We start from the raw sequence: 26,245 nt of genomic DNA, 5'->3' as shown, positions 1-26,245 counted from the left end.
TTTTGAGAAAAAACCACTAGTTTAAAATCTTTCAAGATTTTACATAACTAAAAACATGCGAAATTTTGTTTTGCTATCAAGCTGTTAGATAATACGAATTTATACAACATAAATATGCGTTTTTCCACTCTTTTTATCACTTTTATCTTTATAAAAATGTTTCAAGAAATGCGTACAAATGCCTTTGTTATAATAATGGGGTGTATTATTTATATCTTCTAAGGACTATGTAGAAATCAAGTACCTTTCTCCCATCTATAAAAATTTATTTGTAGCTTTAATGGTAATATTTTCTTTATAACACATATACTTTAGCTTTTTGTATAAATAAATATTGATTTATAATGATATTTTTTACTTTTCTCTCTCTATTTAAAAAATCGTTTATTGGCATATTACAAAGAATTAAACTATTGAATAAAAACTTTAAAATAAAATCAATAACGCTTCTTGTAAGCCCCCTAATACAAAAACAATGCGGAATATAGGAATGAGGAGAGAGATAGCATTTGTCTGCTGCTTCACAAGCATAACGATGATTCCACTCAAGGAATACTATCATTTACAGATAAAGCCTACACCATAGCAATGCAAAGAAATGAAATGGACAACAAGATGAGAGATATCTTTATGAGATAAATTAACTCATACAGGGGTATGCTATTTTTACACAAAAAACGTTAAAAATATTGTACTTTTTATGCCTCAGGTTGAATAATTTTATCACCTTATCCCCTATCAAAACACCTTATGAACAAATATATCTCCAGATCTCTTCATGGCACAGTTTAAATGATTTAATACATTTTCTCTATGTTATCATACAATTATAAAAAAGTTATGATTTTCTTTTTCTGATAATAAATTATATCCTTAACTCTTTCTTTTAATCATTTTAAAATTGTTTTTTTGTCTCCCTCAAGTATCGTATTAACAATATAGATTTCCTCTTCATAGACGTAGAAAATAACGCGGAATTGCTCCGCGTTAATAAAATTATCAATGTCTATAGATTATTATTACTCAAACATACTCAGGATTTTATAGCATAGACAACGGTTGCATTAACAGGACGCGTTTCTGCCTCACCCGTATGGGAAAGAGTTACCTTGTGTGTATGTGCGCCAGCAGAACCTGTTCTCCCCTTCAGGGTCGCATTATAGGTATAATGGTTCGGTAGTCTCCCAATATCACCAACTGGCCATCCAACTCCTTTATACTCAAAATTATGCGCATGCTCGCCTGCATTTTCAATACTCCCAATATGCGTATGCGATTTTATGCTATCTTGTTGTTCATCTGCAAATTTTCTACCACCATCTAACCCCCGACCATTATCAAAGCCGCGTAAAAACATGCCTCTAAAATCAGGAACTTTAAAAGTTTTATTGCTGTCTTTTCCCCATTTATCACCTATTGCGTTGAATAACTGCGGATAATCTTCACGCTTATAGGCCTTACCATCACACAAAAGCCAACCATTTGGCACATTTTGCATAGCAAATGTTGCAATAAATCCAGAGGGAAAACTTTCTATCTTTGGTGGTGTAGGATTTAATAAATACCACCCCTCATGCTCTTTTATTAAAACACCATTATTGTACACCATTTCATAAATGCCATCTGTTTGAAATTCTCCACCTTCTAATGGTATAACCCCCGCATCAGTTGCTTTATAGATAAGCTTTTCTCCTATATTATTAACAGTTATTTTTGTCGAGCCAATATTTACACCACAAGCTTTAAAACGTATGATGATATCATTGTTGTATTTTTTTATAGGCGAAACTGTCTTTAAGGTAATTAATGTTGTTTTATCTTCCACATTTACTGTAAAGCTTGAATTAATAGATCCACCATTATCTGCAAGATATTCACGCACGCGCTGCATCATCGCCCGTGCACTATCATTAACAGAACTAGGCGGCTGACCTTCTGCCCAATTAATGATACTATCTGAATAAGCATTTTCATCAGCCTTTAGAGACCAATCGTAAATATTAGACATTATAAATCCCCCATTATTTTCATAGTTTTTCTAACAAATTCTCGTTCTGTGCACTAAAATGTGCTGCCACTGTTGATTGGTACATCATAATCACTGCACCATCCGTATTTACGCATTTTACCTCTCTTCACTCCTTACAATTTAATAACCTAAATTCACCAGATGCTTTTCATAACATTAGTATTAATGTTTTCTCTTCTAATGTGTGATGTAACCACCTCATCTGATGTTACTTAATATCTTGTTTTGTTGCTTTGCTGTTGTTATATAAATATTTCTCAAATCTTGCATCTTGTTGCAAAATTTATAAATACTGTTCAAAATTTTCCTTATTATGGATTTCATATAACCATTATCGAATGTAATAACTTATCATCCACATAGAAAGTTTCTGACTTAAGCATTATCTTTTTTATTTTTTTCAATAGTTTAAATCTATCTCGTTGATATTTTAAAACAAGGAAACTCTATCTTTTGGCTATCACTTGTATTAAAATTTTAAAGTTAGCTTTAAATTCTTTGCATGCTTCATTATGTTTTTATTCACATGCAAATGCTTTGTTCTATTTTATTCAATTTATTCCTGAAATTGTGTTACAAGGTCAGCACCAATGTTTTTTTGAACAGGCTTTTGTTCAATCTAAATGCACCATAGAGAATATACTCAATATGGCCATTTCCTCACACTTTCATTGAACTGGAAATGAAATACCACACACCTTCACCACATCTGAAGGTTGTATCCGATCCGGAAAACATTAAAAAACATAACCTAGCACCCTCCCCCAATTTTTATGAACAATACCCTTGTTTTTTTAATGCCCCGTAACCAAATTCTCCCCTCCCGCATTTAGCATATTTCTATATATATTATTATATGTATATTTTTTTTGCAAGAATAATAAATCATTCTCAACAACATCTTGCAATTATTGGTGCTCTTCTCTATTCTTTCCAGCGTTTACCTCATTATTTAGTATAATTGAACTACTTAAAAATGATTTTTTTAACAAGATCTAAAAGATAAGCTATTTTTTATATCTTTCATAGTGTTCATAACGAGTTTTATGATATTAGTGGAACAATGCAAAGCAATTATAGAATGCTATGATAGTTTAGATAAAGAATTCACTAACGAATTTATCTATGAGTCTCTTGTTAACACATTTGTCTATCTCTGGGGTATACCAATCATCTTTTCCTGTATAGCTGCAGATTTTATATGGCTACCAATTGTAACATTGCTAATAATAGCAATATTAGTGGGAATTTGGTTACTCTTCCTCATAATTCCTTACTTATTCCAAAATTGGTTTTTGGCTTTGATAATCATTATTATAATAATTCTTTGTTTGCGTTTGTTTTATTTATTCCCTATTTTAGTGTTTAAAAATTTTTTTGAGGCGAATTTACTCAATTTTTTTCTTGTTGTATTATAATAAATAAGAGCACTTCATTATAATTAGAAAGCTTTTTGTATATCTTTTTGTATATAATGAGTGATTTCTTATCTGTAATATTACTGCACGATATCACATGACTCTTGAGTACCTTTACCTTGAAAACAAAGAGCTTTATGTCTCAGAAAATGAATTTAAGTAGTACTTTATGCTGAGATACATCCTTTTGCTTTCTCTCTTCCAACTCTTTAAAAGTGTTGATGAAATTTCAAGATGAAAAGCCTTTGTTCATTTTCATCATCATTTTTTAATAATAAAGATTAAGTATTGTTTCACATTTTTGTTTATCGCATTCTTAATGGGAATATCTCCTCATGAAAAATAGAATGCCCCACACAAAATATAATGATATTGCATATCACGCACTTTTTAAAGAAATATTGCTCAAAATATACTCTGTTCATTTTACGATAGCACACGTCAATGATACAATAGAAAGCCATTACAGATCGTCATCTTTAAGCTTTTGAAGATACAAGCTGGAACCCATTATACAATTTTGTTGGTCGCCACATTGCGATCGTCCTCGCATCTGAGAATGTTCATGTATGACTTTTCGCTTCCTTTCTTCAAGTATTTTGCCCCATATGCTCCCACTGATGACGTGCAAGAAGTGATTTTATATGAAAAGATGTATGATGAAAGAATCTTATGGTATTCTGAGTTACTATTTTAATATGAAAAAAATCTCGATCAGAGCTATAAACTATCTAATTTTTCCTTGATAATCCGTTTTTAACTTTATTCTTGTTTATAAAAGCTTCAGTATCATAGTTTATCACTTCATAATATCTATTTTCACTCTTAAAAAACACACCAAAATCATTTAAATATATTTTTATGATTGACAATATAGATATTTAAGCCAACCATATTCGTATTAAAAAAATACTTTAAATGGGAGGAGGCATGCAAATATTAGAATAGATATTGTATCAATTTTTCAAAATAAATTTTCTTGAGCTTTATTCGGTTTGCTTTGCTATAAAGCAAATACTATTTCTATTCATCCGAATGCTCGTAATTGATAATTTGAATATATCTCCATTAACATCGCAACCTATTTTTGAACTCTGTATCTATAAGGAAAAAGTTTGTGCAGAAAAATACTCCATCAATCAGTTGTAACCCCTTTCCCGCTTCACGCAAAATTTATCAACAAAGTCCTATCTTTTCTGATGTGCGCGTACCATTGCGTGAAATTTCACTGACTGATGGCAGTGGTGAGAAACCTTTAAAAGTTTACGATACTTCTGGCCCCTACACAGATAAAGATATGATCATTGATATTACAAAAGGCTTGCCAGCAATTAGCTTGCCTTGGCTCTCTAAGCGGGATGATACTGAAACTTATCCTGCACGATTAGTTAAACCTGAAGATAATGGATTGGCTTCTGATAAAAACCTTACACCAACCTTTCAACAAAAACGTCCCATTTTACGAGCAAAAAATGGCAAAGCAATTACACAAATGGCTTACGCGCGCGCAGGCATTATTACCGAAGAAATGGAATATGTGGCTATACGAGAAAATGAAGGATTAGCAGTAAAAGAACAGCAAAATGTACCATCAAATGAAACATTTGCTGGATCAATACCAGAAATTTATACTGCCGAATTTGTTCGCAATGAAATTGCTTGTGGACGCGCCATTATTCCACAAAACATTAATCATCCAGAGTGCGAACCCATGATTATTGGGCGTAATTTTCGTGTTAAAATTAATGCTAATATTGGCAATTCAGCAGTGACTTCATCTATGGAAGAAGAAGTTGATAAAATGGTTTGGGCCATTCGCTGGGGAGCAGATACAGTTATGGATCTCTCAACAGGTCGAAATATTCATAATATTCGTGAGTGGATTATTCGAAATGCCCCTGTTCCTATTGGAACTGTTCCACTTTATCAAGCACTCGAAAAAGTACAGGGTATTGCCGAAAACCTAACATGGGATATTTTCCGTGATACTCTTATTGAGCAAGCAGAGCAAGGTGTTGATTATTTTACCATTCATGCGGGATTAAGATTACCTTTTATCCCTTTGACCGTTGATCGGGTAACAGGTATTGTTTCACGAGGTGGTTCTATTATGGCAAAATGGTGCTTGCAGCATCACAAAGAAAGTTTTCTTTATGAACATTTTGATGAAATTTGTGATATTGCACGCACGTATGACATCTCTCTTTCCTTGGGGGATGGATTGCGCCCTGGCTCTATTGCCGATGCCAATGATGAAGCCCAATTTGCAGAGCTTAAAACTTTGGGAGAATTGACAAAAATTGCTTGGAAAAAAGATGTACAGGTTATGATTGAAGGTCCTGGGCATGTCCCAATGCACAAAATTAAAGAAAATATGGAGCAACAATTAGATCTCTGTCATGAGGCGCCTTTTTATACTTTGGGACCTCTTACAACCGACATTGCTCCTGGTTATGATCATATTACATCAGCAATTGGTGCCGCTATGATTGGATGGTTTGGAACAGCTATGTTGTGTTATGTAACACCTAAAGAACACCTAGGACTCCCCGATAGAAATGACGTAAAAACTGGTGTGATCACTTATAAAATTGCTGCTCATGCCGCTGACCTTGCCAAAGGTTTGCCTAGAGCACAATTGCGCGATAATGCTCTTTCGCGTGCACGATTTGATTTTAGATGGCATGATCAATTCAACCTTTCTCTTGATCCGGAAACAGCCTGTGCCTTTCATGATGAAACAATGCCTAAAGAAGCCCATAAATTGGTACATTTTTGTTCCATGTGTGGACCAAAATTCTGTTCTATGCGTATTTCTCATGATATTCGTGAGGCAGCAGCAATAAGAAAAACAAAAGGGGAAGGTATGATCGCCATGGCCGAAAAATATCAAAAAAATGGTGATCTTTATATGGAAATCATTTCTCCTCAAAAAAAGAAAGTAAACAGTTGAAGAACATTCTTATCAAAGGTGCAGGTGTAGGCGGCTTAACGGTTGCCTTTATATTACAGCAAAAAGGTGTTTCTGTTACTATATCGGCTCCCCCTCATTCTCCTATAGGAAGTGCTAGTTGGTATGCAGGAGGAATGCTCGCACCTTACTGTGAGAGAGAAAATGCGGAACAGATTGTTGAAGATCTTGGTATACAAGCTATACAGTGGTGGCGTAAAACGCTTCCCAACCTTGTCATACAAAAAGGCACTTTAGTGGTTGCACCTACACGAGATAGAGGAGAGCTTGAACGGTTTTCTGGACGCACGCATAATCACAAAACCATAGATAATATAGAGATAGCTCATCTTGAACCAGATCTTGCGGAACGTTTTAACTGTGCACTCTTTTATGAAAATGAAGCCCATATTGATCCTCGCAAAGCACTTATGGCTTTAAAAGAAAAGCTTCTCAACAATGGAGCGTGTTTTGTTGATGTAGAGACGGCTGAAACAAATTTTGATATTGTTATTGATGCGACAGGAATAGCACGTTTAGGAAAAGATAAAAATATACGGGGCGTACGCGGCGAAATGCTTCTCGTGCGCTGCACCGATATTAAAATTTCGCGTCCAATTCGTCTTCTTCATCCACGGTTTCCTCTCTACATTGTACCTCGACAAGATAATATTTTTATGATTGGTGCAACGATGATTGAAAGTGACTTTGATGGTGCAATCTCAGTGAGATCAATGATGGAACTGCTCAACGCGGCTTATACTTTACATCCTGCTTTTGCTGAAGCAGAAATTATTGAATCTGGCGTTGGTGTTCGTCCATGTTATCCTAATAACTTCCCTTCTGTGCATAAAGATGGTAACTTTATTTCTATTAATGGATTTTATAGACATGGTTTTCTGTTGTCTCCAGAAATGGCAAAACGAGCAATGGAATTGGCATTGGAATAAAGCATGCAAATATTTGTTAATGGTGAAACAGTCCAAACAGAAGTTATGACTCTCGGTCTCTTGCTTGAAGAATTGGGGTATGAAGGAAATTGGCTTGCAACTGCTGTTAACGCTGAAGTTGTTCCCATAGATGCACGAAGCCAATTTGTCTTGCATGAAGGAGATAAAATTGAAATTTTAAGCCCAATGCAAGGAGGCTAAAATTATGCTGAATCTTTATGGACGACAATTCTCTTCCCGTCTTCTATTAGGTACAGCGCAATATCCTTCACCAGCAATCCTTCGTGATGCTATTCATAAATCGAATACGGAAATTGTAACTGTTTCCTTGCGCCGTGAAACTGCAGGTGGAAAACAAGGTGGACAATTTTGGCAATTTCTTCAAGAACTTGGGGTAACAGTACTTCCTAATACTGCTGGTTGTTATACTGTTAAAGAGGCCGTAACCACAGCGCAATTAGCAAGAGATCTCTTTAAAACAGCTTGGATTAAACTCGAAGTGATAGGAAACCCAGACACCTTACAGCCAAATATTTTTTCCTTAATCGAAGCAGCGCAAATTTTAAACAATGAAGGTTTCAAAATTTTTGCTTACACAACGGATGATCTCATTGTTGCTGAAAAACTTTTTGACATTGGTTGCCGTGTTATTATGCCTTGGTGTGCTCCTATTGGTTCTGCCAAAGGACCTCATAATACTGATGGATTGCGTTCTATCCGTGCTTACCTTCCGGATGCTACTCTTGTTATTGATGCCGGCATTGGACGCCCATCACATGCCGCCATTGCGATGGAACTCGGTTACGATGCAGTACTGCTTAATACCGCAGTTGCTAAAGCAGGTGATCCTGTCTTAATGGCTGAAGCATTTTCTAAAGCTGTTCAAGCAGGACGTATGGGATATAAAGCTGGCATGATCGAAGCACGCAATGTGGCAGTCCCTTCAACGCCAGTCATTGGAAAAGCAGTATTTTCATGAAACTGGATCCATTTTACCTCATCGTTGATAACGCTGATTGGGTTGAACGTTTGCTCCCTCTTGGCATCAAGCTCGTACAATTGCGTATGAAACATGAAAATCAACAAATAATCCGTCAACATATCAAGCGCGCAAAAAACATATGCAATAAATTGGGAGCACAATTAATTATTAATGATCATTGGGAAATAGCAATTGATGAAAAGTGCAATTTTATTCATCTGGGACAAGAAGATCTAAGCAATGCTGATCTTCACGCAATTCGTAAAAGTGGTATAAAAGTTGGTCTTAGTACACACGATGAACATGAATTGGATATCGCACTCTCTGTTAATCCTGAATATATTGCACTTGGTCCTATTTATCCGACAATCTTAAAAAAAATGAAATGGATGCCGCAAGGACTAGAAAAAATCAAACAATGGAGAAAGCGGATTGGTGCTTTACCTTTGGTGGGCATTGGTGGTTTAACACCAGAACGCGCAGTTGGTGTTTTAAAAGCGGGAGCAAATAGTGCTGCTGTTGTGACTGATATTATCCTCCATAAAAAACCTGAAGAGCGTGTCCAACAGTGGATAAAAGTGACACAAATATGGCGTTGATACCTTCCATTCTTATTGTTGCAGGCACAGATCCAACAGGAGGTGCCGGTATTGTTCGTGATATAGAAACCGCTGCACATTTTCAAATAAAAGCAAATTTAGCAATCACTTGTGTTAACGTACAAGATGATAATCGCGTTGCCGAAATCATTCCAATGCGCGAAGACCTCGTCGCTGCGCAAATGCGTGCTGCCCTAGAAGCAAATCCAATAAGCGCAATAAAAATCGGTATGATGGGGACAAAAGCAATTATAGAAGCAATCTGTAACGTACTCAAAGACTATCCCCATATCCCAGTTATTTTGGACCCCGTACTTGTCGCTTCATCAGGAGGAAAACTAACAACGGAAACAATCATCGACACGATGATCGATAAACTGCTTTCTCATGTTACTCTTTTAACACCGAATAGAGAAGAACTTGCTCTTCTTAGCCAAAGTCCATTGGCATCTTATGATGAGCAAGCAATACAACAAGCAAAAAAACTTTTGTCATTGGGAGCTCAATCTATTTTAGTAAAAGGGGGACATGCAGAGGGTCCTCTTGCAATTGATAGCTTCTTTGACAAAACTGAAGTCATAAATATTTCTACGCCACGTTTAAAAGGAACAATGCGAGGAACAGGTTGCATTCTCTCAAGCGCTATTGCTGCGCATTTGGCGTTAAATGAATCTATGACTGAAGCGGTAAAAAAAGCAAAAGCATATACCCACACATTACTTTTAAACCATTGTAAAAACAGTTTGTAAAGTCTTAGTATTTTTTCATATAAAAGTAATATTTATATATCTCATTAATATATTTAATATTTTTAATAAAAATTATTAAAAATAATATAATAATAAAAAAAATATACTTAATTTTATAAATAAAATACTATAAAAGTAACTTTCATTAATTATTAAATATAGAATATAATGATCAAAAATGTTATCATACCACTTGCATTCAGTAGAGAATTCTTTTATTATAAATAACTTAGTCTGTTTAAAAATTTAAAATAGCGTAATTTAAACAAATTGTACATTTAAAGATGTATATAATCGCGAACACTCGCATTTTACGATTTGCCTTTTTTGTGAAAAGAGAGAATCCTATCAGCGTTCTTGTACATTAATGGCTAGCGAATACATTTATAAAACTTGAAGGATAATTTTGTTTGATCTATAGTTGCTAGATCATTAGAAAAAATAAAATGTTAAATCAAACGCCGTGCTCAATTTCCTATGAAGAACTCTTAAACTTTTATAAAGAAAGTGGTGCGGATGCTGTTCTGACAGATTTCCCTATTAATCGTTTTAAGCAGTCTGCTTGTTCAGAGAGCAAATTAATATCTGTCGTGAACATTTCTCATAATCAACAAACATCTCCCAAAACATCTCCCACCGTAAAATCAGATCATCGTCCGCTGCATAACTCTAGGGGGGCTATACAAAATGAACCCACAGCTATAGAGAGTGCAAACAATGCAAAAACACTTGATGAATTAAAATCTGCTCTCCTTGCATTTAATGGCTGTTCACTAAAATTGACAGCAAAAAATACCTGCTTTTCAGATGGAACAGCAGGAAGCCCCCTGATGCTTATAGGCGAAGCACCAGGACGAGAAGAGGATATACAAGGAATTCCTTTTGTGGGAAAAGCAGGAATGTTGCTTAATAAAATCCTCGCATCAATTGGCTTAACAAGGAATAATGTTTACATTGCCAACACTATTCCTTGGCGTCCACCAGGAAATCGTACACCAACACCAAGAGAAGTCGCCTTGTGCCGCCCTTTTATTGAACGGCACATTTATCTAGCGCGTCCTCGTGTACTTATAGCACTGGGAGGCATTGCTGCACAGCTCCTTACGGGATCTCAAAATGGGATTATCCGAACACGAGGGAAATGGCATATTTATGAAAGTGAGGATAATATAAAAATACCTGTTATGCCAACTTTCCACCCTGCCTACCTTCTCCGAACCCCTAGTCAAAAAAAACTTACATGGATAGACTTCTTAGAAGTAAAAAATCGCCTCGATAGCCTTTTGTAATTCTTTAATCTTCTTTGACTCTAAAATTAAAAACCTTCTTTAACTCTTAAAATATGAATGGGAAAAACTATGGAACAGCCAACAACACCTATTTATCGTTTGGAAGACTACCAGCCAACCCCTTACGTTATTCCTAAAACACAACTTTCCTTCCAATTGGCACCAACAAAAACCTATGTTACAGCCATATTGTCTATTGAGTCCCGTCACAATACAAAAGAATTAACACCTCTTGTTCTTTCTGGTGATGATCTTACTTTAATTTCCGTTTCTATTAATGATGAGACATTAGCCCCAAACACTTATAAAGTGACGCCTTCACGTTTAGAAATTACAACGCCACCAGCAGCTCCTTTTACATTGAAATTGGTTACGGAACTGAATCCTGAAAGCAACCGCCAACTTATGGGCCTTTATCTTTCAAATGGTGTTTATTGCACACAATGCGAATCGGAAGGTTTTCGTCGTATTACTTATTTTTACGACCGCCCAGATGTTCTTTCTACCTATAGAGTGAAAATTGAGGCAGATTCCCAAACAATCCCAATCTTGCTTTCAAATGGTAATCTGGTGGAAACAGGAACTTTAGAGAATAATCGCCATTTTGCCATTTGGGAAGATCCTTATCCCAAACCATCCTATCTCTTTGCTTTAGTAGGTGGAGATCTTGATAAGTTAGAAGATCATTTTACAACTGTATCTGGACGACGTATCGAGCTTGGTATCTATGTGGAAAAAGGAAAAACCAAACGCGCAACCTATGCAATGGATGCTCTTAAACGTTCCATGCGTTGGGATGAACAATGTTTTGGGCGCGAATATGATCTTGATATTTTCAATATTGTTGCAGTGTCCGACTTTAACATGGGAGCAATGGAAAACAAGGGACTTAACGTTTTTAATGATAAATATGTTCTGGCAGATCCTGAAACAGCAACCGATCAGGATTATAGAAATGTTGAACGTGTCATTGCACATGAATATTTCCATAATTGGAGCGGTAATCGTATTACCTGTCGCGATTGGTTTCAACTCTGTTTAAAAGAAGGATTCACTGTTTATCGTGATCAGGAATTTTCATCAGATCAAAATGTACGCAGCCTACAACGAATTGAAAATGTAAAAGCATTAAAAGCGACGCAATTTGCAGAAGATGCAGGACCTCTTGCGCATCCTGTACGTCCTCGTCAATATAGCCAAATTAATAATTTTTACACCACAACTGTTTATGAAAAAGGTGCCGAAGTTGTTCGCATGATACGGACTATTTTAGGACCCTCTCTATTTCGTAAAGGTACTGATCTTTATTTTCAACGTCATGATGGACAAGCTTGTACAATTGAAGATTTTATCGCCTGTTTTGCTGAAGTATCTGGTCAAGACTTTTCCCAATTCATGTTGTGGTATGAACAAGCTGGAACACCAAATGTAGAAATCGATAGTCATTATAGCGATGGTGTTTTAACAATTCATGCAAAGCAACATATTCCGGCAACCCCACAACAAAATACAAAAAAGCCCATGCTTATCCCTATATTATTTGGCTTGTTAGGACCTAATGGAGAAAACCTCACCTATGAAGCGGATACAGATATTCAATCAAACGTTATGCTTTTATCCAAGGAAAACCAAACGTTTACATTAAAGGGTCTGCGTGAAAAACCTGTTTTATCACTGCTTAGAGACTTCTCTGCACCAATCAATCTACAAACTCCATTCAATGAAAGCGAACTTATTTTTCTTGCACAACATGATGACAATCACATCAATCGCTGGCAATCTCTTAATCATTTAATGACGCAAGCTTTGATTCAAAGCATTCAAGATGAAACAAAAGCAAAAGAGGGTATGCCCTCTGCTTTGATAAAATTGATTGAAGCTATCGTTACAGATGAAAGTCTTGAACCTGAGTTTCGTGCATTTTGTTTAAGTTTACCGAGCGAAGTTGAACTTGCCCACACACTTGGTAAAAATATTGATCCAGAGCGTATTCATCATGTGCGCAATCAGTTTTTAGCTTCGCTCGCGCATACACATCAAGGGCTCTTCACAAAATTTTATGGGCAAATGCAAACTAAAGAGCCCTATTCACCAAACACTGTACAAGCTGGAAAGCGAGCATTAAAGAATATAATACTGGATTATCTTTCCATTACTGAGGCCAATCCAAATCGTGCTGCCACACAATATGCAACAGCTGATAATATGACTGACCGTATGGCTAGTATCGCTGTTCTCGTGAAGCGTTTTAATGAAAGTGAGCAGGCGCAAAATGCCTTAAATGATTTTGAAAACCGCTATCACCATGATCCTTTGGTCATGGATAAATGGTTCTCCATTCAAGCAATGGTTGCAGGGGCATCAACGCTCGAGAATGTTCAAAAGCTCATGCAACACCCGCTCTTTTCAAAAGATAATCCCAATCGTGTGCGTTCCCTAATCGGTGTCTTTGCCTCTAACAATCTCACGGGCTTTAACAGGATGGATGGAGCGTCTTATCATTTTCTTTGCCAAATTATTTTGGAAATTGACAAAAAAAATCCACAGCTCGCTTCACGATTATTAACAACGATGCGCTCTTGGCGACAATTAGAACCCATTCGACAACAAAAACTTGAAACTGAATTAAAAATGATTGCTGCTGCACCAAAGTTATCAAGTGATGTCGCTGATATCATCAACCGTCTGCTCACTTGAAACGAAAAAATTATTTTAAATCAATATTCTATAATATTTTTTAAATAAATTCTACAGACTATTCGATCATCATTAAATCTATAAACAGGCAATCTAAGCCTGTTTATAGATCATGTTTAAAGTGCCTTTTCCTTTTCATATTCCAAATTCATAGAAGTAAAATTATTTTTTTTAAAAAAAAGACTGGACAGAAGACTCCTGTTTTGATTCATTGCACTCGATGGGGTTACTATGAATATCGAAGCAGTTTTTAAATCACATTATTCCATAATTAAAGGAACTGGAAATGGCTAAATTGGACGCATATCATGCGCCAACGGAGGTGTATGCTGATTCAAAATCGAGCGCTCCAAGTCATAAAGCGCAGAAAAAACGTATTCATCTGCTTTCTGGCTCTGCCTATCAAAAGCTTCTCTTTATTGAGCCTTGGTTGCGTCGCTCACTTCCATTTGTCATTGTAGCATTTCTTATTGTACTTGCATCAATTCGTTTTGTATCACTCTATGATTGGCGTAACACGATTGATAAAAACACGCGTTCTACCATCACTCTCTTAGCTTCTCATATTACCAATACAATTAATCATGACTTACTGGCTGTTTCTCAGAAAGGAAAAGTCTCTACCCTTTCTCATAGTCATTTACAAAATATCCTCACCACTTTTCGTAATCAAGAGCTTATTAATCCTAGCACTCTGATCGCCATTATTGATCAAAAGGGAAATGTCTTAGCTTCATCTAGTTCAGAGATTGCTTTAGGTAAACCTTTGCAAGATTTTATCTCTGACAGCATTGCTTTACAATCTCTTGGTCAGCACATTGGAATTATGAAAATCACAATAGGAAAAGATGCCCCTGCTCTTGCTTCATTTCACCAAACAGAAAATGGGCAATATGGCGTATTCATTAGCGAAAAGATGCAAGATAGCGCCATGGAATGGCGGAAAATTCTCTCGTTAAATATAACTCTGTTCATTGGAACTAGTGGCGTTATCCTCGCTCTTCTTTATGCTTATTACAACCAAATTGTACGAGCACGCAAAACGGATCTTGTTTCAGAAAAAATTCAAAACCGTATTGATATGGCAATGATGCGTGGACGCTGTGGACTATGGGATTGGAATATGGCAAGTGGACGCGTCTACTGGTCACGAGCAATGTACGAAATGCTCGGCTATATCCCTCAGGATGCATTGCTCTCAATTTCCCAAATTAGCGCCATTATCAATCCAAATGATGCGAATTTTTTTGATCTTGCTCAGGAATTAATGAGTGGTAAAAAAAAGCATATCGATATTAACGTTCCCATGCGTCATGCCGATGGCCATTATGTCTGGATGCGTATTCGTGCTGAAGTTACTGAAGAAGAAGAACCCCATTTGGTTGGTATTTCCTTCGATATTAGTGAACAGCAACAATTGGCTGAACAAACAGCGCAAGCCGACCTTCGTATCCGTGATGCGATTGAAAATATTTCAGAATCTTTCGTCTTGTGGGATTCAGAAGGACGTTTAGTCATGTCCAACAGCAAATTTTGCGAATATGCTGCTATTCCTAAACAAATTCTACAATCCGGTATCCAACGTGCAACCGTCGAAGCCATGGCACGCCCTGCACTCAGTGAATATCCCCTTAAAGATGATGGTACTGGTAACTTAACCAGTATTCGCCAAACGGCAGATGGTTGTTGGCTCAAAATTAACGAACGGCGAACCCAAGACGGAGGATTGGTTTGTATTGGTACTGACATTTCTGAGCTTAAACAACAACAGGAAAAATTTGAAGACAGTGAAAGGCGTCTTTTTTCTTTCATTCAAGAACTCAAACGTGCTCGAGGAAGTGCTCAACAACGTGCCTCAGAAGTTGAAAAACTTAATAAAAGTCTCAAGGCAGAAAAAGAGCGTGCTGAAAGTGCTAACAAAGCTAAATCAGAGTTTTTGGCTAATATGTCCCATGAATTGCGCACTCCACTTAACGCTATTCTAGGCTTTTCAGATATCATGTTACAATCGACTTTTGGCCCTCTTGGTTCACAACGCTATAAGGAATATATGCATGATATTTACAATTCAGGAACCCATCTTCTAACCCTTATCAATGACATCCTTGATATGTCAAAAATTGAAGCTGGAAGATTTACGCTTGATTGTAAAAATACCGATCTTGAGCCCATCATTAGTGAAGCAGTACGGACATTAACGCCTCAAGCTCAAGAAAAAAATATTGTTGTTACAACAAACATTACGCCAGAACTTCATGCTGAAGTTGATGGTCGTGCTATGAAACAGATTTTCCTTAATCTCATCTCTAATGCCGTTAAATTTACGCCTTCTGGCGGAAATATTGATGTTTGCGCTTTCAAGAAAAAAAACAGCCTTATTTTTAAAATTACAGATACAGGTGTTGGTATTCCCCAATCAGCAATTAAAAAACTTGGGCAACCTTTTGAACAAGTTGAAAATCAGCTTACTAAATCTCACACGGGCTCAGGTCTTGGCTTAGCCATTTCACGCTCCTTGCTAGAACTCCACAAAGGAAAACTTGAAATTACCTCAAAAGAAATGAAAGGGACAACTGTAACGATTATAATGCCCATCACACAAAATTAAATTCCTCCATTTTGTTCTCGTTGTAGCAAAATCTGTTTCCGTTTGGATCCCCAACGATACCCTGAAATAAAACCATTTTTACGCACAACACGATGACAAGGAATGATAACAGCCAATTCGTTACGTGCACACGCATTAGCAACGGCACGAAAAGCGTTCGGTATACCAATACGGCACGCTAAGACTTCATATGAAATTGTTTCACCACATGGTATATCACATAATACTGCCCATACTTGTCGTTGAAAAACTGTACCATTTATATCTAAGGGAAAATTATATTTTTTGACCAACTTAGGTGTTTCTATCATGGCTATAATATGGGCAACTTCTCTCTTAAATGTATTGTCACCTACAACTTGTTGTGCATCACCAAAGCGTATCGTAAACCCCTGTAATAATTGCTCTATAGTGTCTCCTAACGCTATATAACAAATCCCTTTTTGAGACCTAGCCACCAAAAGCTTTCCTATTGATACATCTTTCAAACAGAATATTCTCGTTTGGGAAATGTTCAGCATTTTAGCCTTCTTTATATTTTTAAATATTTTAAAAAGTTTTGAACATCATCCATAAAGTAAAGAGAGAGTATTCACTATCTTTTAACAACAAACAAAATCATTCTGAAATTATCTCCTTAGCCATTGTATTAAAATACACTCTCGCCCTTTTATGAAATGGAAACATACATCGATTGACTTCCTTCCTACCCTAAAACGGAAACTTCAACCAGAAAAGATCTATCAACAATCTTGCTTTTTATCTAACAGATTCCAACTGAGACCATTTCATATGGTTTATTTCACAAGCTCTCTACAAACAAATCCTGCCCTGAATTCTATCATATACTCTAACAAAAAAACACCTTAATGTGGTAAATTTTCATACCTTATATCAGAGCTCTAAACGGTAGTATTTTACGGAATAACAAGATAAACTTCCCATTTCATTTTACGAAATCTCATCGAACCATAAATAATGGCTTATGTTTTACAAGCAACAGAAAAAGCGCGCGTCCTCTTTAGGCAAACAACGTCATAAAACACAAAATATGCCGGCAATGGATTGGAAAGATGTTCCGGCTTTTTATTCTCCACAGTATGCTTAAATATTCTAATTTGTTGGAGCACTATTATTATTTTTTATCAAAGATCATACTTTTGATATACTGACGAGATGACTCAGCTCAAAAAAGAAATTTATCTTTAATTTTATGAAAAAAAGCATGGAAAAGGTATTTTAGTGCTTACTTTCTTTGTCACTTAACTTATAAAATGACTGTAGCCTCAGAACTGAAATATTTTACCCGCAACAATCGCGCACAGATATTTGTCATAGGAAAAAGCCATGCCCAAACGCACAGATATAAAATCTATTCTTATCATCGGAGCAGGACCTATTATCATTGGTCAGGCATGTGAATTTGATTATTCAGGCACTCAAGCCTGTAAAGCATTAAAAGAAGAAGGTTATCGAATTATTTTGGTAAACTCTAATCCTGCCACGATCATGACAGATCCAGATCTAGCTGATGCAACTTATATAGAGCCCATTACTCCTGAAATAGTTGCCAAAATTATTGCCCACGAACGTCCCGATGCCCTTTTGCCCACTATGGGAGGACAAACAGCTCTCAACACTGCTTTATCATTAAAGCGTATGGGTATTTTAGACCGCTATCATGTTGAAATGATAGGGGCCAATGCTGATGCTATTGATAAAGCTGAAGATCGTGCTTTATTCCGCCAAGCGATGGCAAAAATCGGTTTGGAAACGCCACGCTCTATGTTAGCCAATGCAACAGAACTAAAAGAAGAAAATCGCCGACAGCACGCAAAAACGCGTGCTGAACTTAAAGCAAAACTTTCTGGTGCTGCACTTGACAAAGCACTCGAAGAACTTGAGCGCAACTGGCGACATACCGAAACTGATCGCAAACAACATTATATCGCCCATGCAACAGCAAAAGCAGTTCAAGCTCTTGATGTTATTGGCCTTCCAGCTATTATTCGTCCTTCATTTACCCTTGGTGGAACCGGTGGTGGAATCGCTTACAATCGTTCTGAATTTTATGAAATTATCGAACGCGGTCTTGAAGCTTCGCCTACAACAGAAGTTTTAATTGAAGAAAGTGTTTTAGGGTGGAAAGAATATGAGATGGAAGTTGTTCGTGATAAGAACGACAACTGTATCATCGTTTGTTCTATTGAAAACATTGATCCAATGGGGATTCATACCGGTGATTCGATCACTGTAGCACCTGCTCTCACCTTAACAGATAAAGAATATCAATGTATGCGTAATGCTTCGATTGCTGTTTTGCGCGAAATTGGTGTTGAAACGGGGGGATCCAATGTACAGTTTGCTGTCAATCCTGAAAATGGGCGCCTCATTGTTATTGAAATGAATCCGCGTGTTTCTCGCTCTTCAGCGCTTGCCTCAAAAGCAACGGGGTTTCCCATTGCCAAAGTAGCGGCCAAACTGGCTGTTGGTTATACTCTTGATGAATTAAAAAATGATATCACGGGTGGTGCAACACCAGCATCATTTGAACCTTCTATTGACTATATTGTAACAAAAATTCCTCGTTTTGCTTTCGAAAAATTTCCCGGTTCATCACCTGTCCTCACAACTGCGATGAAATCTGTAGGAGAAGTCATGGCAATTGGACGCACTTTTCAAGAATCGTTACAAAAAGCACTCCGTGGACTTGAAACAGGACTTACGGGTCTTGATGAAATTGTTATTCCAGAGCATGCTGAAGGTGATGAAAAAAGTTCTATACGCTCCGCCATTGCAATACCAAGCCCTGATCGTCTGCGCTACATTGCTCAAGCCATGCGCACAGGCTTACCCTTAAATGAGATTCACCAAATTAGCAAAATTGATCCATGGTTTTTAGAACAAATAGCCTCCATCATTGAAATGGAGCAGCGTATCCGCGTTCATGGATTACCCCAAGACTCAGATAACTTACGTATGTTAAAAGCTATGGGATTTTCAGATGCGCGATTAGCCTCCCTTACTGGAAAAGAACCCGATTATATCGCAGCTTTACGCAAATCACTGAATGTTAAACACGTCTTCAAACGGATTGACACTTGTGCCGCTGAATTTTCTTCTCCTACAGCCTATATGTATTCAACATATGAAGTTCCCTTTGCAGGTGTAGAGCACTCGGAAGCACACGTTTCTGAACGCAAAAAAATTGCTATTTTAGGCGGTGGACCAAACCGCATTGGGCAAGGTATTGAATTTGATTACTGTTGCTGCCACGCTGCTTTTGCACTGCGTGATGCAGGCTTTGAAGCGATTATGATTAACTGTAATCCTGAAACAGTTTCAACCGACTATGATACCTCTGATCGTCTTTACTTTGAATCTTTAACAACAGAAGATGTTATCGCTATTTTAGAAGCAGAACAGGAAAAAGGAGATTTGGTTGGAGTCATCGTTCAATTTGGCGGACAAACACCCTTGAAATTGGCAAGCGCTCTAGAAAAACACAACATTCCTATCTTGGGTACTTCACCTGACGCTATCGACTTAGCAGAAGATAGAGATCGCTTTCAAAAACTATTATTTAAACTTAACTTAACACAACCTCAAAATGGTATTGCTCACTCCATCGAACAAGCACGCCTCATTGCCCACGAACTAGGCTTTCCATTGGTTGTACGTCCCTCTTATGTTTTAGGAGGACGTGCTATGCAAATTATCCGTGATGAACGTAGCTTACAAAATTATTTACTTGAGAGTGTCCCTGAATTAATTTCAGAAGATATCAAAGTCCGTTATCCTAACGACACAACAGGACAAATCAATATATTGCTTGGTAAAAATCCGCTTCTCTTTGATACCTATTTAACAGAAGCAATTGAAGTAGACGTTGATTGTCTATGTGATGGCAAAGAAACACTGATTGTTGGTATTATGGAACACATTGAAGAAGCTGGTATCCACTCTGGTGATTCAGCATGTTCTTTACCAGTCCGTACGCTCTCAAATAAAATAGTTACTGAATTAGAGCGCCAAACCAAAGCATTAGCACAAGCACTTCATGTTCGCGGCTTAATGAATGTACAATATGCTATAAAAGGTGATACCATTTATGTCTTAGAAGTCAATCCCCGTGCTTCACGTACTGTCCCATTTGTTGCAAAAACGATTGGTCGCCCTATTGCTAAAATGGCTGCACGTATTATGGCAGGAGAAACACTTCATGATGCTCTTCAAGCTTATGGTGGATTACCTTCTTTGCAGAAAAAACAACATATTGCCGTCAAGGAAGCAGTGTTTCCTTTTGCTCGTTTTTCAGGTGTTGATACACTTCTTGGTCCAGAAATGCGTTCAACCGGTGAAGTTATGGGACTTGACTATGAATTTTCGCTTGCTTTTGCTAAAGCCCAACTTGGAGCTGGTGTAAAACTCCCTAAAGAGGGAACTTTGTTCGTTTCTGTAAGAGATGAAGATAAAAAACGCATCTTAAATCCTGTAAAACGTTTAACTGAGCTTGGCTTTTCTGTTGTCGCCACAAGTGGAACACAAAAATTTCTCACAGAACACCACGTTGAAGCAACAAAAATCAACAAAGTTCTAGAGGGACACCCCCATATTGAAGATGCTATTCGTAATCGCCAAATTCAATTGATTTTTAATACAACTAGCACTGCCAGTGCCATCTCAGACTCAAAATCATTACGTTATGCAGCACTCATGCAAAATGTTCCCTATTATACAACAATAGCTGGAGCCGAAGCCGTCGTAGAAGCGATCAAAGTACTCAAAAAAAGGCGCCTTGAAGTGCGTTCACTACAAAGTTATTTCAGTTGAATTTTCTCTACTCAGCAAAATGTACACTGTTTTCTTATTTTTTCTTTATATAAAATTTGATTAAGACTTGCTTTTTGTTCTAAAGACTTTTATAGAGGTTTCATCGAATTTTCGGTTACGTGACTTTCTTTCCTGTGCGATCTGCACTTTTGACGAAACTTCTCCCACCTAATTTCGATCTACAACCGTATTGAGGGAATGAAAGCTTCAATACTCAATATAATTATATATTCTAAGGAGTTTCCTATGTCTACAGGAACAGTTAAGTGGTTTAATACAACAAAAGGTTTCGGATTTATTCAACCTAGTGATGGTAGTGCAGATGTATTTGTACACATTTCTGCCGTCGAGCGTTCTGGTCTAAACAGTCTTAATGAAGGGCAAAAAATTTCCTATGATGTTCTTCAAGATCGTCGTTCAGGAAAATTTGCCGCTGGCAATCTTGCAGCTCTTTAAGGTTTAAGTTCTGCAATATTTTATTTAAAAATCTTCGTCTGTAACGACGAAGATTTTTTTTATTTTGTATGAAGCATCATTTTATCTTGTTAACATAAAAGACTGCTTATCTCCTTTGCACAATTTATCAAACCTCCCTTATACTTCCTCAAAAACTTTCATAAAATCTACGAAGAGATTATCTTGTAAAAATCTCAAAAAAGATGAATATAAAGCCCGTGTAAGAGTATTTTGGAAGTTTTTTATTGCATACAATATAATCTCTTATAGAATATCCTTAAAGCAATAACCATTTGTTGATATAATATAAGGATTTAAAATTATGGCTTTTATTGCCGACAAACTGTCTCGTATCAAACCTTCTGCAACAATTGCTGCTTCCCAAAAAGCCCGTCATTTAAAAACATTAGGGCGCAACGTTATTGCTTTAAGCGCTGGAGAGCCAGACTTTGATACCCCAGACAACATCAAAAACGCGGCCATTGAAGCTATTCGAAGAGGAGAAACAAAATACCCTCCCATATCTGGAATTCCAGAATTGCGCCAAGCAATTTCTGCAAAGTTTAAAAGAGAAAATAATCTCAATTATGAACCAGAGCAAATTATTGTTGGAACCGGTGGTAAACAGATTCTCTTTAATGCATTGATGGCAACTTTAAATAAAGGGGATGAAGTCATCATTCCATCTCCTTATTGGGTAAGTTATCCAGAAATGGTCGCACTCAACGATGGTACGCCTGTCTTTTTAGAAACAAAAGCCGAATTTTCTTATAAACTCCAACCACAAGAGCTAGAAGCTGCCATTACCCCCAAAACCAAATGGTTCATCTTTAACTCTCCTTCAAATCCATCAGGTGCCGCTTATACACATAATGAATTGAAAAAACTCACAGATGTTTTAGTAAAATATCCTCATGTTTATATTCTTTCCGATGATATATATGAACATCTCACATATGAGGGTTTTACCTTTGTTACTCCAGCTCAAGTAGAACCAGCGCTTTATGAGCGTACACTTACAATGAATGGTGTTTCCAAAGCCTATGCGATGACGGGGTGGAGAATCGGCTATGCAGGCGGACCGCAAGAATTAATTAAAGCTATGGATACCATTCAAGGTCAGCAAACATCTGGAACAAGTGTCATTTCACAATGGGCTGCTGTTGAAGCTCTCAATGGACCACAAGACTTTATCGCTAAAAATAAAAGTATTTTTCAAGAACGCCGTGATCTCGTTGTTTCCATGCTAAACCAAGCTCCTGGCATTCACTGTCCAACGCCCGAAGGTGCTTTTTATGTTTATCCTTCTTGCACAGGACTTATTGGAAAGAAAACACCCAACGGTCAATGTATTACGAATGATGAAGACTTTGCCATAGCGCTTCTAGAAACAGAAGCTGTTGCTGTCGTCCAAGGATCTGCTTTTGGACTTGGATCAGCTTTTCGTATTTCTTATGCAACATCAGAAGAATTACTTGAAGAAGCTTGTATACGTATACAGCGCTTTTGCAACAGTTTAATTTAAAATTTTTAATACCATCTCTTGTGATCGTTTTTTTGCCGAATGTCAGTATAGGCGAGAAAATATCGGAAACTGTATCATGACCTAAATCAATCGATTCAGTAAAAATATCCATGAATAAACACGTGTAGATAAAGATCAAAAAAATCTAGCGATCAAATAAATGAATCGGTTTATTATCATGAAAGATGAAAAACCTTTTCTGCTTTCTCCATTCAATTTATAACTCTAAAAAAGATCGAGAACTTTTAAATACAATTGCCCTTATAATCAAGAGCCCTTACAATCAAATCTTTTTTATTTCTCGGCTTCTTCTTGGTCCTAAAATGAAGAAGAAGCCACCTCCCGTCGTTATGTAAACAATCCAGTTTCCTTTAAGTTCTATCTAATAACGACTTGATTTACTTCATAGGCTTTATGAACAAAACCTGCCTTAAATATTCACCTCACACTCTAATAAAAAGCACTTCATGTATAAAGTTTTAAATATTTTATATCACGTCCCTAAAAGACAGACTTTTATGCTACAACATGATAAATCTCTCTCAAACTCCTTATTGAATTGTAGTATTCTTAAAAAATTGTTGGATATCTACAAATTTCGAAATTTTTTCCTTATCATCCTCCCATATATTGCAATTTCTAGGAGCTCTTTCAAAAATAAAAAAAAAGCCGGACATCTGTCCGGCAAATTTGGAAAATCCTCAGAGATAAAATCAATCTGATAGATCTTCGTAAGGGAACACTCAAGAAAATGCACTGGGAGGCAACATAATCAAGAGATAGTATTCTATGTCATCTTATAAGAAAAAGTACAATAAAGACTTAAGCGTATCTGCTATGCAATAAACACATAGCTTTAAATTTGTCTCCATCATGTACCATTCTTTTTAATTAAATATAAAAATGTAAGCTATACCATCACACGATTGTCCAGTTTTCAATATATAATAACTCTCACATTCGCTAGTATTCATAAAAAACATTTATCCCTTTTTCCAAAAGTATTTCTCCGCACGGACTCCCCCCACTTTTAATGTGCAACGAATAGTTTTAATTGATTCAATATAGGCAAATTTGAAACGAAAGAATATTAGGGAGTCTCAAGTTATAAAACAGTTAATTATTCCTTATAAATTAAGGCATTAACATTAAAAAGACCACTGACGGGCTTTTAAAAAAATATAATCTCGAAAAGCATTTAATCTTGCCAAATTCTTTAAATTATAAGGATAACAAAAAAAAGTATCAAACGAAGGAATATCAACCATATCAGGAAAAAGACGCACCAAATGCTCATCATTATTGACGATATAATCAGGCAGCACAGCAATCCCAAGATCACGCATAAGCGCATTCTTTATTGAGATAATATTGTTGATTTGTAGAACTGAAACGCGCAATGATCCATCACTTCTACCAGCCTTTTCCAACCAATTTAAACCAGACAAATAAGGTGGGACAGGTTCACCGAACGAAATAATACGATGCTCATCGAGATCAGACAATTTTTCCGGCTTTCCATAATTTGCAATATACTTTTCCGAAGCATAAACATGCATATGAATTGTAAAGAGTTTTCTTTGTATAAGATCAGGTTGTTGGGGTTGATGTAAGCGAACAGCACAATCCGCATGACACATTGTCAAATCAAGCTCTTCATCGGAAAGCAAAAGCTGAACCTGCATATCAGGATAAAGACTAAGAAATTCTGGCATACGCTCTGCAATCCACCCTGCCCCCATTCCAAAGGTCGAGGTCACACGCAAGTGCCCCGTTGGTTTTGCATAGCTTTCACTTAATTGCAAACGTACACTTTCAAGCTTCATCAAAACATCATGAGCTGTACGATAAAGAGTTTCTCCCTGTTCTGTAAGAATCAAACCACGCGCATGACGTTGAAATAAGGATACCCCAACCTCTTGTTCTAAAGCCGAAACCTGTCGTGAAACTGCTGATTGAGATAAATGAAGTTTTTGAGCAGCATGCGTAAAAGATCCCGCTTCTGCTGCAGCGTGAAAAACCCTTAACTTATCCCAATCCAACGGTGGCGCCACAATTAATTCTACCTCTAGATTCTTTATGTTCTCAATGAATTACTAACGCTTAGGTATATCCAAAAACCGTTCTGCTTCCAACGCTGCCATACATCCTCTTCCTGCAGCTGTTACAGCTTGGCGGAATCTTTCATCTGTTACATCCCCAGCAGCAAAAACACCAGCAATGCTTGTTGCTGTTGAGTCCGGTGCTGTCCATAAATAGCCGCCTCGTTTTTGTTTCAGCTGTCCTTCAAACAGAGAAACAGCAGGATCATGCCCAATAGCAATAAATATTCCCTCTGCATTCACTGTCATCTCGTGACCTGTCTTAACATTTTTTAGACGTGCCCCTGTTACAACAGCGCCCACTGCCCCCTGTGCAGGCAGCCCCACAATTTCTTCCACCACATGATCCCAAATGATACGTACGTTCTTGCAAGCAAGCAACCTATCTTGTAAAATTTTTTCTGCCCGAAACTGCCCCCGCCTGTGAACCACGCTTACACTTTTAGCCAAATGCGATAAATAAAGTGCTTCTTCAACAGCGGTATTTCCTCCTCCCACGACAATAACGTCCTTATCACGGTAAAAAAAGCCATCACATGTAGCACAAGCGGACACACCACCGCCCATAAAGGTCTGTTCACTTTCTAAACCAAGCCAGCGCGCTTGAGCTCCTGTTGCAATAATCAGGGAATCACAAGAATATTGTGTTCCTGAATCCCCATATAAAACAAAAGGATACTTCAACAAATCAGCCTTTATAATTGTATCATAGAAAATTTTTGTCCCCATATTCTCAGCTTGTTTCGCCATTTGTTCCATCAACCACGGTCCTTGAATGGGATCTGCAAAACCTGGATAATTCTCAACATCAGTTGTAATTGTCAATTGTCCACCCTGCTGCAAGCCCGTCACCAAAACCGGCTTAAGCATTGCTCTTGCTGCATAGATCGCCGCTGTATAACCAGCCGGACCTGAGCCAATAATCAGCAGACGAATATGTGATTGTACCATTAAATCCCCTTCACTTTATTATAACTTAATTATTCTATAAATGATAACGGAATGCAGCCTTTTAAAAAAATATTTTTCAAGAACTCCAATTATGTTATACATACTTC

At 37.1% G+C, this 26,245-nt stretch carries 17 protein-coding genes; 13 read left to right on the top strand and 4 right to left on the bottom strand.

What is annotated here, in order from left to right:
* Window positions 1-1,033: 1,033 nt before the first annotated feature.
* On the bottom strand, window positions 1,034-2,008 hold the full coding sequence (locus ACFIJR_RS01175; RefSeq protein WP_375653269.1) for a tail fiber protein: 975 nt from the start codon (window positions 2,006-2,008) through the stop codon (window positions 1,034-1,036).
* 2,556 nt (window positions 2,009-4,564) lie between these two features.
* Between ACFIJR_RS01175 and thiC the strand changes: the two genes are divergently transcribed.
* From thiC to ACFIJR_RS01130, 9 genes are all read left to right on the top strand, one after another.
* A complete protein-coding gene (gene thiC / locus ACFIJR_RS01170; RefSeq protein WP_375653266.1) occupies window positions 4,565-6,400 on the top strand; it encodes a phosphomethylpyrimidine synthase ThiC in 1,836 nt (611 codons plus the stop codon).
* Complete coding sequence (locus ACFIJR_RS01165; RefSeq protein WP_375625826.1) at window positions 6,397-7,347, top strand: FAD-dependent oxidoreductase; 951 nt, start codon at window positions 6,397-6,399, stop codon at window positions 7,345-7,347. Before thiC ends, ACFIJR_RS01165 begins: the two co-directional genes overlap by 4 nt.
* 3 nt (window positions 7,348-7,350) lie before the next feature.
* On the top strand, window positions 7,351-7,548 hold the full coding sequence (gene thiS / locus ACFIJR_RS01160) for a sulfur carrier protein ThiS (protein ID WP_273791115.1): 198 nt from the start codon (window positions 7,351-7,353) through the stop codon (window positions 7,546-7,548).
* Between the two features lie 4 nt (window positions 7,549-7,552).
* Window positions 7,553-8,326 (top strand): thiazole synthase, encoded by a 774-nt coding sequence (locus ACFIJR_RS01155; protein ID WP_012754916.1) that lies wholly within the window; start codon window positions 7,553-7,555, stop codon window positions 8,324-8,326.
* Window positions 8,323-8,928, top strand: coding sequence for a thiamine phosphate synthase (locus ACFIJR_RS01150; protein ID WP_375625055.1), 606 nt, complete (start codon window positions 8,323-8,325; stop codon window positions 8,926-8,928). Before ACFIJR_RS01155 ends, ACFIJR_RS01150 begins: the two co-directional genes overlap by 4 nt.
* Window positions 8,919-9,677 carry a hydroxymethylpyrimidine/phosphomethylpyrimidine kinase gene (locus ACFIJR_RS01145; RefSeq protein ID WP_375625187.1) on the top strand — a complete coding sequence of 253 codons (759 nt, stop codon included), beginning with the start codon at window positions 8,919-8,921 and terminating at the stop codon, window positions 9,675-9,677. Before ACFIJR_RS01150 ends, ACFIJR_RS01145 begins: the two co-directional genes overlap by 10 nt.
* Window positions 9,678-10,123: 446 nt before the next feature.
* Window positions 10,124-10,966, top strand: a complete 843-nt coding sequence (locus tag ACFIJR_RS01140; protein WP_273788417.1) for a uracil-DNA glycosylase family protein — start codon at window positions 10,124-10,126, stop codon at window positions 10,964-10,966.
* A 69-nt stretch (window positions 10,967-11,035) separates the two neighbouring features.
* Entirely contained in the window at window positions 11,036-13,663 is a 2,628-nt protein-coding gene (pepN, locus tag ACFIJR_RS01135) for an aminopeptidase N (RefSeq protein WP_375625056.1), read from the top strand.
* 286 nt (window positions 13,664-13,949) lie between these two features.
* Window positions 13,950-16,271 (top strand): ATP-binding protein, encoded by a 2,322-nt coding sequence (locus ACFIJR_RS01130; protein WP_375653263.1) that lies wholly within the window; start codon window positions 13,950-13,952, stop codon window positions 16,269-16,271.
* Here the strand turns inward: ACFIJR_RS01130 and ACFIJR_RS01125 are convergent.
* Window positions 16,268-16,792, bottom strand: a complete 525-nt coding sequence (locus ACFIJR_RS01125) for a methylated-DNA--[protein]-cysteine S-methyltransferase (RefSeq protein WP_375625817.1) — start codon at window positions 16,790-16,792, stop codon at window positions 16,268-16,270. The two genes, ACFIJR_RS01130 and ACFIJR_RS01125, sit on opposite strands and share 4 nt — an antisense overlap.
* 464 nt (window positions 16,793-17,256) lie before the next feature.
* Here ACFIJR_RS01125 and ACFIJR_RS01120 point away from each other — a divergent pair, with 464 nt between their 5' ends.
* The 4 genes from ACFIJR_RS01120 to ACFIJR_RS01105 all read left to right on the top strand — a co-directional run bounded on the left by ACFIJR_RS01120 (window position 17,257) and on the right by ACFIJR_RS01105 (window position 23,085).
* Window positions 17,257-17,379: a hypothetical protein gene (locus ACFIJR_RS01120; RefSeq protein ID WP_375653332.1), complete on the top strand. Its 123-nt coding sequence runs from the start codon at window positions 17,257-17,259 to the stop codon at window positions 17,377-17,379.
* A gap of 239 nt (window positions 17,380-17,618) precedes the next feature.
* Complete coding sequence (gene carB, locus ACFIJR_RS01115) at window positions 17,619-21,104, top strand: carbamoyl-phosphate synthase large subunit (protein ID WP_375625815.1); 3,486 nt, start codon at window positions 17,619-17,621, stop codon at window positions 21,102-21,104.
* Between the two features lie 246 nt (window positions 21,105-21,350).
* Window positions 21,351-21,560, top strand: a complete 210-nt coding sequence (locus tag ACFIJR_RS01110) for a cold-shock protein (RefSeq protein ID WP_012754908.1) — start codon at window positions 21,351-21,353, stop codon at window positions 21,558-21,560.
* Window positions 21,561-21,882: 322 nt separating this feature from the next.
* Window positions 21,883-23,085 (top strand): pyridoxal phosphate-dependent aminotransferase, encoded by a 1,203-nt coding sequence (locus ACFIJR_RS01105; protein WP_375653260.1) that lies wholly within the window; start codon window positions 21,883-21,885, stop codon window positions 23,083-23,085.
* A 1,148-nt stretch (window positions 23,086-24,233) separates the two neighbouring features.
* Here ACFIJR_RS01105 and ACFIJR_RS01100 read toward each other — a convergent pair.
* Complete coding sequence (locus tag ACFIJR_RS01100; RefSeq protein WP_012754906.1) at window positions 24,234-25,139, bottom strand: LysR family transcriptional regulator; 906 nt, start codon at window positions 25,137-25,139, stop codon at window positions 24,234-24,236.
* A gap of 42 nt (window positions 25,140-25,181) precedes the next feature.
* Window positions 25,182-26,138 carry a thioredoxin-disulfide reductase gene (gene trxB, locus ACFIJR_RS01095; protein ID WP_375653258.1) on the bottom strand — a complete coding sequence of 319 codons (957 nt, stop codon included), beginning with the start codon at window positions 26,136-26,138 and terminating at the stop codon, window positions 25,182-25,184.
* Window positions 26,139-26,245: the final 107 nt, after the last annotated feature.

Origin of the sequence: Bartonella sp. OD88NMGDW (assembly GCF_042193775.1) — a bacterium.
GTDB lineage: Bacteria > Pseudomonadota > Alphaproteobacteria > Rhizobiales > Rhizobiaceae > Bartonella > Bartonella grahamii.
The sequence above is the reverse complement of the archived record's forward strand: the minus strand, read 5'-3'. Positions and strand labels throughout refer to the sequence as shown.